The following is a 12,819-nucleotide window of genomic DNA, read 5'->3' as shown; positions in this document are numbered from 1 at the left end:
ACTTTATATAAGTATTCCTGAAATTATTTCTCATCATTCCATGAATACAGCTTTCTTATTTCAGCGCCTACGTGCTCGAGCTGATGGTCAGCTTTAATTCTTCTTGTAGCGTTGAAGTGCGGACGGTTAACAGCATTTTCTGTTATCCAGCTCTTTGCAAAAGTACCGTCCTGAATCTCTGTGAGAACTTTCTTCATCTCTTTCTTTGTGTCCTCGGTGATGATTCTCTTTCCAATCTCATAATCACCATATTCAGCAGTATCGGAAATTGACGCTCTCATCTCGCTGAATCCACCGTGATAAATAAGGTCAACGATAAGCTTCATCTCGTGGATACACTCAAAATATGCGTTCTGCGGGTCATATCCGGCTTCAACCAAAGTCTCAAAACCTGCCTGCATCAAAGCGGTTACTCCGCCGCAAAGAACAGCCTGCTCACCGAACAAATCTGTCTCTGTTTCCATTTTAAATGTTGTTTCAAGAACTCCGGCTCTTGCTCCGCCAATACCTGCTGCATAAGCCAGACCTAAATCCATAGCATTGCCTGTAGCGTCCTGAGCAACAGCAACAAGACAAGGAACGCCTTTACCGGCAACATACTCACTGCGAACTGTGTGACCAGGACCTTTAGGAGCAATCATGATAACGTCAACATCCTTAGGAGGAGTAATGAGCTGGAAGTGAATATTGAAACCATGAGCAAATGCCAATACTTTTCCCGGTTCCAAATTTGGCTCAATGCTTTCTTTATATAAGTTTGCCTGCTTCTCATCATTGATAAGTATCATTATAATATCAGCTTTCTTAGCGGCTTCTGCTGATGTATAAACCTCAAATCCAGCTTCCTCAGCTGTCTTCCATGATTTGCTGCCCTCATAAAGACCGATAATAACATTAACTCCGCTCTCTTTAAGATTCAGCGCGTGAGCGTGACCCTGGCTTCCGTAACCGATAACCGCTACGGTCTTATTGCCTAAAAGTCCCAAATTACAGTCGCTTTCGTGATATAACTTTGCCATTTGTAAATACCTCCAAATATCTTTTATTTATACAGTGTATATTAAAATTAATTGTTTTTCTGATTCAATTCTTCAGGTCTTTCGGATTTACCTCTCTTGAGACCGGTGAGACCGGTACGAACCAAGCCCTCAATATCAAACTGCTCCATCAGCTCTATAAATGCGTTGATTTTACTGGGCCCTCCGGTGAGTTCAAGCGTCAAAAGCTCCCTTGATACATCAACTACATTAGCTCTGAATATCTGACACATCTGCATTATTGACGTGGAATCTTTTGCATTAACCTTTATCAAAACATGCTCACGCAGCACAGAAGTATCCTTGTGAAGCTCGCATATGCGCTTTACATCCTCAAGCTTTGCCAACTGGTTCTGTATCTGACGGAATGTATTGTCATCAGCATGGGTGACAATTGTCATGCGTGAAATTTTAGGATTCTCTGTCTCTCCCACAGACAAGCTGTCTATATTATACATGCGCCTGGAGAACAACCCGGAAATTCGGCTGAGCACACCTGCATGGTTTTCGACATAAATTGACAGAACGTGCATCTCTTTATTATCACTCATAATACTAAACCTCCCCGCCGTCTTCTTTGATTTCAAGAATTGGTTCCTCTATCGACTGTCCGCCCGGAACCATTGGCAGAACCGTATGGTCTTGATTTATCAAACAGTTAATAACCGTTGGCTTATCTTTCGATTTAAGCGCTTCGCTCAGAGCTTCCTTAAGCTCCTCAACATTCGAAACTGTAAAAGCGTTAGCTCCTAAACCCTCGGCAACCTTGTCATAATTGGTACGCTTATTAAGTGTTGTGTTTGAAAATCTGTTATCATAAAACAGCCTTTGCCACTGCCTTACCATTCCCAATACATTGTTGTTCATAACAACATCAATAACCGGAAGCTCCTCTTTAGCGGCAGTTGATAATTCCTGTAGATTCATGTGGAAACAGCCGTCACCCGTTATATTTATAACCGTACTGTCAGGATTTGCAACCTGGGTTCCTATAGCTGCTCCAAGCCCGAATCCCATTGTGCCGAGACCTCCTGATGTGACAAAATGTCTGGGCTTATCAACATCAAAAAACTGTGCTGCCCAAATTTGGTGCTGTCCAACATCTGTAACTAAATATGTATCTTCATCTACTGCACTTTTTATTGTTTTTATTATATCCTCAGGTGAAAATTTCTCACTGCCCTTATATTTAACTGGATACTCAGCTTTCCACTCTGCTATTTCCTTCATCCATTCAGGATGCTTTTGCTTTGATAAGCCCTTGTTAAGCTCATCCAAAACTGCTTTTGCATCTCCGATTATATAAGCGTCAGTCTTGATATTTTTATCAATTTCAGCGCTGTCAACATCAATATGTAATACTTTCGCATTTCTGGCAAACGTCCCCGGATCACAAATAACCCTATCCGAGAATCTCGCGCCGATTGCAATCAGTAAATCACAATTTTTAATTGCCAGCGACGTGGTTTTTGTACCGTGCATACCAATCATTCCGGTAAACGCTTCATTGCTGGCCGGAAAAGCCCCAAGCCCCATTAATGACAATGTGACAGGTGCGTCCAGCATTTCCTGAAACTTACACAGTTCTCTAGACGCCGCAGATGAAATAATTCCTCCGCCCGCATATATAAGTGGACGTTCAGCTTCTTCAATAAGTTTTATTGCTCTTTCAAAATCACAAACTTCACTGTCTATTTTATAATTATCTACCTTCTCAGGTATCTTTTTCTCATAATCAGCAAGCTCCGCCGTAGCGTCCTTTGTTATATCTATAAGCACCGGTCCCGGACGTCCCGAAGCAGCGATCCTAAACGCTTTTCTAAAAGTAGGCGCTATATCGGAAGCCTTTTTAACCAAAAAGTTATGTTTGGTTATCGGCATGGTCACACCGACAATATCAACCTCCTGAAACGTATCTTTGCCGAGCCAGTTAGTGGCGACGTTGCATGTAACGGCAATAAGAGGAATAGAATCCATATAAGCCGTGGCTATACCGGTAACCAAATTTGTTGCTCCCGGACCGGATGTTGCAAAACATACCCCTGTTCTGCCGGTGCTCCTGGCATATCCGTCAGCCGCGTGTGCCGCTCCCTGTTCATGAGCGGTCAAAATGTGCTTTATTTTATGAGAGTACTTATAAAATGCGTCATAGACGTTTAAAATAGTACCGCCCGGATATCCAAAGACTGTGTCAACCCCCTGCTCCAGCAAGCATTCCATAACTATATCGGCACCGTTTTTCATCATATAAACACATCTCCCTTACTAATAATTTATTATTCACGCCGAACCGGATATTACGCCATTTCAACGTGGCTATTCAATTATTATACAACTATGTTTATTGATTGTCAATATGGCAACAATCAAAAAATTGACAAAATTACCGCTTCTGTTGATTAAAATTTGTGTATTTACAGCTTCTGAAAATTATGGTAATATTGGATTAATTCTGTCAATAATATCTATTGTTTTTATTTAATCCAGTCTATAAATCAGATTCGTTTTTAAAAATAATACGTATAATATTTTAGACAAATTCTTAGAGATATTTGGAGGAAGCTCAATATGGAAAAAGATAGATTTGAAAAAATATATTCACAAGGAATACTAAATACTACAGAAATTTGGGTTGATACAGAAACAGGAATAAACTATCTGTATCACAGAGATTCAAATGCAGGAGGGTTAACACCGCTGCTCGACAGAGAAGGAAAACCTGTTATAACCGCGGTTAACAGATAATCTCGTATATAATAAAATCTTTATAAACAAAAAAATTATGACATGGAGGGGTATGATTGCACGTGTTTTTAGACATGTTTTTAACATTTGCCAAAGTCGGAGTTATGACATTCGGCGGCGGTTACGCTATGCTGCCGATTCTCGAGCGCGAAGTGGTTCAGAATAAAAAATGGGCAACCGAAGAAGAACTTATGAATTATTTTGCCGTCGGACAATGCACGCCGGGAGTTATCGCGGTTAACACCGCCACTTTTATAGGCTACAAATACAGAGGGATACCCGGAGCAATTTTAGCCACGGCCGGTGTAATATTCCCATCGCTCGTTATCATAATTATAATCGCAGCATTTCTTCAAAACTTCGCCGATATTCCCTTAGTGGCTCATGCCTTTATCGGAATACGCGCTGTGGTTGCCGCATTGATTATAAACGCTGTAGTCAAATTTTTTAAGTCGGGTGTTAAAGACTTAACCGGCGTGGTTATTTTCATCGCAGCTTTTGCAGTAGCCGGAATATTAGGAGTATCATCTGTCTACGTCGTTATCGGCGCATTAATCGTCGGTCTTATTGCCGGACAACTGAGGAGGCGAATCAAAAAATGACATATCTGCTTTTGTTCTATGAATTTTTTAAAACCGGTTTATTTGCGGTCGGAGGCGGTCTTGCGACATTACCGTTTATTTATGATATAGCCGTAAGATATCCAGAGTGGATAAATATGAACGATATATCCAACATGATAGCTGTATCAGAATCAACCCCCGGACCTATGGGTGTAAATATGGCAACATTCACCGGTTTCACAACCGCCGGAGTATTCGGAGCTCTCTCAGCTACAATAGGCTTAGTAGTACCGTCTGTTATAATTATCATAATAATAGCTCACTATTTAAAAAAGTTTGAGGAAAGCCAAATCGTTCAAGATATATTTTATGGACTACGTCCGGCAGTAGCCGGTCTAATAGCAGTTGCCGCATACCAGGTTATAAAAGTCACAATTCTCACTTTGGATTTATACAATGAAACAAAAAATCTTATGAATCTAGTAGATATAAAAGCCCTGATACTTTGTGCCGTAACCTTAGTTTTACTCTATATAAAGCCCTTAAAAAAAGTTCATCCGATTATTTATATACTATGCGGAGCAATAATCGGAATATTTATTTTTTAAAAAACTTCTCATACGGTTTTAACACTAAAATTTAACAGTTTACAAATATAAAATCTGATAGCAAAATTAAGTTAAAGCAACAAAAACTCCCGCGAATGTGCTAATTCTTTGGGAGTTTTTGTTTTAGAATTTATTGGGAAGAAATCTATAAATAATTTTTAAATTATTTAACTTGTTAATAAAATTTTGAATAAAACTGCAGGAGGAGATTTCCTCCTGCAGTTTTAATTATTATTCAAAATCTTGATATATCAGTTCAATGTTGTCAAAATAATATTCCATTTTGTTAGCTGTATCGTTAAATACATCCATGTAAATATTAAAGTATAAGTTAGATAAATCTATATTTTTCGGATATTCATTGTTATTGCCGTCAGCGTCCTTAGCCGCAACCACAAAAGGTTTTTTATTTAAGATATATGAACCTGCGTCACCCGTTTTCCAATCTCTGTCATACAACGTTGTGGTTATAATTTGATTTTCAAGGTCAATGTCTGCAACAATTCTATACCACTTGTTAGCCATATTGTTGCCTCTGTTGAATTGCGTATTATCACCGTTTATTCTGGTATTATTTGCTGTGTACATATTAAACTGACTCCAGCCTTTATAAACTCCCCAGCGAACAAATCTGGTCTGATCTTCGGCTCTTCCGTCGCCGCCGTTCTTTGTGCTTGTTGCAAGGTCAAAACCCGATTGGTTATTCGGGAAATAATCTGTGCTTTCCATTAAGAAATCATAGCTGAATTTGATTGTCTTAGTATTTGCCAGTGATGAACCGCTCGGAAGCATTGAAGTCAGGTTAAAACTTGCACCGGTTTTTGCAGCTACTTTACTTCCTTCATTCTTAGTAAGTTTCAGAACCTTATTGCCGGCCTCGCCTAAATTAGCTGATTCCTTTCCGGTAACGGTATAAATACCGCCGCTGAAGCCTGACGCTGAGTTAATTGTCGGAATATAGCCTTTGCCATCAAAATCAGGGCTGCTGACAATTATCTCCTGCATTTTTTTAGCATCAATATTTAATGAAACAGTGCTTCCTATAGTACCATCGACTTTCTGAGATTCTGTTGCTATGTTGTATAAAGGATCACCTATAGACATATACGCAGTATATGTTCCTACCGGTAGGTTTTCGACTGTATAAGCCTGAGTTTTTGCACCTGCCGGAACAATTACATCAACCTTCTTTATTTGTGCCGCTCCGCTCATAAACTTGATTGTTACCGTAACATCACTTTCTGATGCTTGAGAAAGTTCAATATTACCGGAAACTGTGTATACGTCTTTTGTGTTAGTAGTAGGTGTAATTAAAACAGGTATTGTCTTCTTATCGCCATAACCGTTGTTATTATCCCTTGCATATAGCACAACGCTGGACTCAATACTATTTTCGCCTGCAGCAGGACGGACAACAGTCAGCTTAGTTCCGTCACTGCTTACAGTGGCATTTTCAGACGATGATTCCCATTTAAATGAAACTCCGGTTGGAGCCGTCGGAAGAGTAATTGTTGTTTCCTCATTCTCAGGAATTACAACTGTTGCTCCGGCTATTGCAGCATCAACATTCTTTAAGTTCTCACTAAAATTCATCGGATCCCACGCGTCGCTTCTAAAACTGTTGGTAAAATAATTTCTTGGATTGAATTCAAGAATCTGCCAGTCATTAAGGACTGTACCCATCCCTGCTTTGTCTGCCGCATTTTTAACACGCTTTGAAAGGTCTATGGTTTTTCCGCTCTTATTTTTAGTTCCATATTCAAAGAAACGTGCCTGGTCTTTCTTTATTGTCATATCATTCCATCCGTCAGCACTGATAGTTACTCTACTCTTGCCCGTTGAAGCCGAGTCATCAAGAGTTGTATTATAATAAGTAACCTGAGGAAAATCGTTCCATGGTCTTCCATAATTTGAATTTGACGTTGTATTGGAACGCATGTTATAAATCTCACAGTTCCAGAAGAGATAACCGTAAGGGTTTTCAGCACTGGTGTTAGCGGCCGTTATTGTTGCCCCCGACGTTGCATTTGACATACCCTCAGCGCCCAGCTTACAATTGTCAAATACTGCCGTTGCGTCTCCGTATATATAGTCTGTTCCTCCTATCAAATCGCAGTTTTTGAAATACATTCTTCCATTTGTAATATATACTGAATCCTGATTTCCTCTTGCGCGAACATTCTCTAATATAACCTTATCACCGTGGAGCGCAAGAGCGTGACCGCGCTCATTATATGAAGCAGACTTTGCTAAATATGCGCTCTCGCCCGCTGTTAAATTAGTCAAATTCTGAAGAGCCTGTATTCTCTTTGAAGCATTTCCATTCTCATCTTTTATGGCAAGAGCATTTTTAACTCTTGTTGTAGCGTCTTCAGGAGTGTTCTCATCGCATATTGCAAGATTATCACGATATGGGAGAACATAGCTTGTTGCAACACCTGCAATTCTGTCAAGCTGCGGCGTCAAATGAGCATCCTTCTCACCCTGCGTCACCATAACAGGAACACTGTTTACAACATTCAAATCTTTTACAATAATATTGCTTGCATTAGAGTTTACAATAAGAACACCCATTTGGTCATATGTTCTGGTAGAACCAAGATTGTTTGCATTTGGTTTAACATTTTTATGAGCCACACCATTTTTATCATAATATGAAATAGTCTTACCTGTAATAACTTCACCTATCTCATACTTTGTAAACTTTTCGTCTCCGGCTTTATAACCGTTCCAGGTTTCATCAAGTGACCAGTCAATATCAGGATTATAGTTTCCTGCAAGGTCACAGTTTGAAGCGCAGTATCCTGTGCAGTAATACCAGTGAAGTGTTACCTTCCCAGTTGTTTCCGGCGTTTGCTGCAGCGTTACATAATTAACGCCGTCAAACTTAACCTGTTCTTCATAATCCCCAGGGTTTACGTTAATTGTAACCCTTTCTGCTTCCGACTTAGGATTAATCTCCTTAGCTTTAGCAACTGCCTCCCTTATTGTACCATACTCACCGACAACAGTATTATTTTGTATAACTGCCGCCTTTTTATCGTATGGAACCATGGTTGGCGTTGCTGTAGGCGCGGCTGTTGGTGTTGCTGTCGGTACAGCAGTAGGTTTTGCTGTCGGTTCCGGTGTTGAGGTCGGAGCAAAAGTCGGCGGAGGAGTATCCCCCGGCTTTAATACTCCGGATAGAGGGTTCAAGGAATCAACACCGTCCCAAATATATAGTCTAACGGTTCCTTTTCCAGGCTTGATATAATCAAGACCTTCAGCCGTCGTTCCCTTTATATCATAACTCTTTGCGTCCAGCATTATTTCGCTGTCCGCCTCGTCATATGTACCAACGAACAACTTTCCTGTTGGATTCGCTTCATTTCCATTATATCTTAACACTACATTCAGTTTTCCATCATTTCCAAAATATGCCGATAATATATCATATATATATCCATTCGGGTCAGATGTAGGATATACATACTCCGCCGAAACATCCGCGTTTTCGTTATAATAACCATTTATATCAGCAGATTTTATATTTGCATTTCCCAAATTAAAATCAGATATTTTATATTTCTCAGACGCCGCCGTATTCACCTGTTCATCTGTCTGATTTGCAGATAACACTGTGATTCCTGGCATCATTGTCAAAAGCATCACTACTGACACAACCAAACTTACCCACCATCTTTGTTTCATTCCGTTTCTCCCTTCAAAACTATAATTTATATTTTATGATATTATTATATCAAACCGGAAATCAATATCAATAGCCAGTTAACAAATATTTTTAAATACCAGTTTGCAACATAACAACACGCGTTACAGTTTTATTGCCACAAAACATAAATATTGCCATAAATATGCAAATATGTCAAAACCAAATTCACAGTATAAATTATTATTATTTTGTTTTCGAAACGTTTTTATTATAAAAATTTAATTATTTATATTAACATAACTTTTTAATAGTATAAATAAACATATAAACTTTGATAACTCAAATCATTTATATTTGTAATTAAATTATTTTTATAATTTTAAATACCAGTTTAAATAAATGCTATAAAAAAAGCGGCCGGAAATTGGCCGCCAATGTTTATATTAAGATAATTCGATTATTTAAACGCATTGCTCAGTTTTACTAACTCCGCATAAACTCCGTCCTGCTGTTTTAAGTCCTCATGTGTTCCCAGCTGCACTACTCTGCCATGCTCAATAACATAAATTATATCCGCATTTTCTATTGTAGACAGCCTGTGTGCAACAACAATAACCGTTCTGTTCTTCATCAGGCTTTCTATACTTTGCTGCACTATCGCTTCGTTTTCATTGTCCAAAGCAGAGGTTGCCTCATCCAGCAGCAGCACCGGGGCATTCTTTAAAAACGCTCTGGCAATCGCTATCCTCTGCCTCTGACCGCCTGAGAGAGATTCACCGCGTTCACCGACAAGAGTATCATAACCGTCACTGAGTTCCATAATAAAATCATGGGCATTTGCCGCCTTAGCAGCGTCTATAATCTCTTCATCAGACGCATTTGTTTTGCCGTAGCCTATATTTTCTTTTACGCTCGCGTCAAACAAATACGCGTCCTGCGGAACATATGATATCATATTTCTCAATTCAACCGCGGAATAAGAATCTATGTTTCTGCCGGCAAAATATATCTTTCCTTTACCAATAGGATAAAACTCCGGCAGAAGTTTAATAACAGTGCTCTTCCCTCCTCCGCTGGGTCCTACAAGCGCGGCTACGGTGCCTTCCTTTACACTCAGATTAAGTCCGTCAAGAACAGGACCGCTGTCATCATAAGAAAACGAAACGTTTTCAAACGCTATGTAATGGTCGCTCGTATCGTCTTCCGGGGCTATAGCCGGCTTGCGCTCTTCTTTGTCAGTATTCAAAACCTCATGAATAAGCTCAGACGCGGCAACGCTCTCCTGCATCATACCCCAAGCGCTTCCAAAATTCAAAAGCATACTGCTTACATTTCCCTGCACGGTCAAAATAGCAAACACTGTTCCAAAATCTGTGTAGCCTTTAGCCGCCATAACAGCTCCGATAGTAATAATAACAAAAGTGTTTATAAAATTAAGAAGATGACTTATGCTGTCTATCGTGCCGACTCTGGCAATCCTTTTTATTCTAAGCCCGGCAGTTTTCCGGTTGGTCTCCTCATATTTATTTATAATAAATCCGTCTGTATCATAGAGCTTAATAACCCTGAATCCTGCCACCAAATCAGACAGCCTGCTTAAAAGAGCAGATTCAGAACGCTGAATTTTGCCTCCGATTTTTCTTAGCGGCTCGGCAAACTTAATATTTATCAGAACTGTAAGTCCGCAGGCGGCTAATGAAATAAGTCCAAGGCGGACATCCATAATCAGAATAAAAACACACGAGCCAAGCCCGCCGATAATACCCTGAAATATGTTAGGACAATGGTTGGTATATGCTCTTTTCATGTTTTCGACATTGCTGTTTAGCCTGAATATACTGTCAGCACTATGATTCTGTTCAAAATATCCAACCGATAAAAATTCCATATGTCTGAACAAATCATGTCTTAAATCAAGCATTATATACCTAATAGAACGCATATTAAAATACCGGTCCAAAACGTTTATCAAATAAACGATAACCGCGGCAACTCCCAGCCATATAGAAGAAATAAAAGCGGCGTAATTCAGACTTGTCACAGAATTAATTACACCTTTATTAAGCAAGGCCAGCATTACGTCTGCACAATAACCTAATGATATATCCAATATCAAAGTTATCCAATACGCATACTTGTGTTTTCCCATCAGAGAAAAACAGCTCTTTAATCCGTCTAAAACTTTCACAGAGCCTCACCTCCCTGCTGGCTATGCACGTTTTGAAGCTTTGCATACAAGCCGTCTTTTTTCAGCAGTTCATCATGACTGCCGCATTCAGCCACTATCCCATTATCTATCACTGCAATCCTGTCAGCCCCCTTAATGGTAGACAGTCTATGAGCCACAACTAAAACAGTTCTTCCGATGCTTAAATTATCCAATGCCTTCTGCACCTCCGCCTCCGCCTTTACATCAAGCGCCGAAGTGGCTTCATCAAGCAGAAGTATAGGCGCGTCTTTAAGCATTGCTCTAGCAATCGAAATCCTCTGTATCTGCCCTCCCGAAAGTCTGGAGCCGCGCTCACCCACTATAGTATCATAGCCATTTTCGGTCTCCATAATAAAGTCATGAGCATATGCAGCCTTTGCGGCGGCTATCACTTCTTCTTTGGTTGCTCCTGATTTTCCCATAGCAATATTATCATATATAGAAAACGGAAAAAGGTATGCGTCCTGAGACACATATGAAATCAAAGACCTGACAGCCTTTAAATTTCTGTCGCCCATATCTATTCCGCCGATTAAAATTCTTCCCGATGAAGGCCGGTAAAAACCGCAAATCAGTCCAAGAATTGTGCTCTTGCCGCATCCGCTGGCTCCGGCGAATCCCACAGTCTCACCCTTTTTAATTGATAAATTAAGGTTTTTTAATACGGGCTTATCTTCTTCGTAGCCAAAACTTACATTTTCAAATTGTATAGCCGGAACGTCTCCGTTAAGCGAAGCAGAAACTTCGCTGCCCTCCTGTTCAGAGGGTTCATTTATAATCGAAAAAACTCTCTCCGCTGAAGCGGACGCGGATTTAAGATTAAAAAACATAGAAGAAGCGCGCATAAGCGGGCTCAGCGTCTGACCGAGCAGTGACGAAAACGCTATCAGCGCGCCCAAAGTCAAACTGCCCTTGAAGCACAAATAACCTCCGAAAACCAGGCAGGTCAATGTTGGTATATTGCGCGCCAAATTAAAAATAAACGAACCTTTATACTGACACTTGTCATTTTTAAGCGCCATATTGGTTGCTCGCTCTATACCCGACTGATATTTGTCAGCAAGAGCTCTCTCCATATTATAAGACTTAACAACTGAAATTCCTCCGACCATATCGGCAACAGTGTTGCTCACCTTACCCAAATACTTCATGTATTTTTTTGAACCAACTCTAAACGGTATAGCAAAACTGGCTCCAAGTGGAATCAAGATCGGAAGAGTTGCAAAACACGCTAAAAACAATATCGGATTCAGCCAAATAAGATAAATAGCATAAAACACAATAGTAAAAGGAAGCTGAATAAGCTGTATGAAGTCCCCCTCCATAAAGCTCTGAACCGAATCGGCGTCCGTACTCATTTTTGAAAGAAGCTCTCCGCTCCTATTAGAGTTCATATAACTTAAAGGAATTTGCGAAATATGTCTTGCGCTGTCTCTCTTAACATCACGCATCACGCTGGAAGAAAAACGTCCGGCCGCATATCTGCTCAGGAAAATACAAACCATAACACAAATAATTATTAAAACGGCTTTTAAGAACTCAGGCAATATGCCGTTCACATTCCCGCTCTGAGCTAAATCCACAATTGCTCTTAATATATTTGCCTTCATTACCTCAAGGAATGAAAAAGAAACAGTTGCAAGCACGGCAACCAAAGCCCACGGAAAATATCTGCGGGCATAGAAAATAATATTCTTAAAAATTTTAGGATTTGATTTCTCTTTCATAATAACAATATATTATCACTATCCCATTTTATTGTCAAATTAAACTAAACCCATTTATAAAAGATTAAAAGCCGCAGTTACGCGACCTTTTGGGAAGAAATCAATTTATTTAATTTTTTAAATTAAATACTAATTAATACAGCTATAAACAAAGAAATAATCAGCAGTCATAATATAAAACACCAATTATTTATTGCTTACTTATACTTATTATAAATCAACAATTTTTGATTTAACAGGTCCAGATGAAAAAATTTTTATAGGTCCAGTTTGTATAT

General features: G+C 39.6%; 9 protein-coding genes. 3 read left to right on the top strand and 6 right to left on the bottom strand.

What is annotated here, in order from left to right:
• Nucleotides 1–23: 23 nt before the first annotated feature.
• From ilvC to ilvB, 3 genes are read right to left on the bottom strand one after another with little or no spacing between them, the layout of a single operon-like run.
• The gene (ilvC, locus tag B9O19_RS09145) at nt 24–1,019 is read right to left on the bottom strand and encodes a ketol-acid reductoisomerase (protein WP_102366129.1); all 996 of its coding nucleotides are present in this window, start codon (nt 1,017–1,019) and stop codon (nt 24–26) included.
• Between the two features lie 47 nt (nt 1,020–1,066).
• On the bottom strand, nt 1,067–1,588 hold the full coding sequence (ilvN, locus tag B9O19_RS09140; RefSeq protein WP_102366128.1) for an acetolactate synthase small subunit: 522 nt from the start codon (nt 1,586–1,588) through the stop codon (nt 1,067–1,069).
• 4 nt (nt 1,589–1,592) lie between these two features.
• Nucleotides 1,593–3,284 (bottom strand): biosynthetic-type acetolactate synthase large subunit, encoded by a 1,692-nt coding sequence (gene ilvB, locus B9O19_RS09135; protein ID WP_102366127.1) that lies wholly within the window; start codon nt 3,282–3,284, stop codon nt 1,593–1,595.
• A 321-nt stretch (nt 3,285–3,605) separates the two neighbouring features.
• Between ilvB and B9O19_RS09130 the strand changes: the two genes are divergently transcribed.
• From B9O19_RS09130 to B9O19_RS09120, 3 genes are read left to right on the top strand one after another with little or no spacing between them, the layout of a single operon-like run.
• The gene (locus B9O19_RS09130; RefSeq protein WP_102366126.1) at nt 3,606–3,782 is read left to right on the top strand and encodes a DUF6440 family protein; all 177 of its coding nucleotides are present in this window, start codon (nt 3,606–3,608) and stop codon (nt 3,780–3,782) included.
• Nucleotides 3,783–3,838: 56 nt separating this feature from the next.
• Nucleotides 3,839–4,384 (top strand): chromate transporter, encoded by a 546-nt coding sequence (locus B9O19_RS09125; protein WP_102366125.1) that lies wholly within the window; start codon nt 3,839–3,841, stop codon nt 4,382–4,384.
• Nucleotides 4,381–4,953, top strand: a complete 573-nt coding sequence (locus B9O19_RS09120; protein ID WP_102366124.1) for a chromate transporter — start codon at nt 4,381–4,383, stop codon at nt 4,951–4,953. Before B9O19_RS09125 ends, B9O19_RS09120 begins: the two co-directional genes overlap by 4 nt.
• Nucleotides 4,954–5,184: 231 nt before the next feature.
• Here B9O19_RS09120 and B9O19_RS09115 read toward each other — a convergent pair whose 3' ends face one another.
• The 3 genes from B9O19_RS09115 to B9O19_RS09100 all read right to left on the bottom strand — a co-directional run bounded on the left by B9O19_RS09115 (nt 5,185) and on the right by B9O19_RS09100 (nt 12,541).
• Entirely contained in the window at nt 5,185–8,643 is a 3,459-nt protein-coding gene (locus tag B9O19_RS09115; RefSeq protein ID WP_158648970.1) for a pectinesterase family protein, read from the bottom strand.
• A 419-nt stretch (nt 8,644–9,062) separates the two neighbouring features.
• Nucleotides 9,063–10,793 carry an ABC transporter ATP-binding protein gene (locus B9O19_RS09105; RefSeq protein ID WP_102366121.1) on the bottom strand — a complete coding sequence of 577 codons (1,731 nt, stop codon included), beginning with the start codon at nt 10,791–10,793 and terminating at the stop codon, nt 9,063–9,065.
• Nucleotides 10,790–12,541 (bottom strand): ABC transporter ATP-binding protein, encoded by a 1,752-nt coding sequence (locus B9O19_RS09100; RefSeq protein WP_102366120.1) that lies wholly within the window; start codon nt 12,539–12,541, stop codon nt 10,790–10,792. The genes B9O19_RS09105 and B9O19_RS09100 overlap by 4 nt, the downstream gene beginning before the upstream one ends.
• Between the last annotated feature and the right edge of the window lie 278 nt (nt 12,542–12,819).

The organism is Monoglobus pectinilyticus, assembly GCF_002874775.1.
Taxonomy (GTDB): Bacteria; Bacillota; Clostridia; order Monoglobales; family Monoglobaceae; genus Monoglobus; species Monoglobus pectinilyticus.
This window is presented reverse-complemented; position numbering and strand designations above follow the sequence as displayed.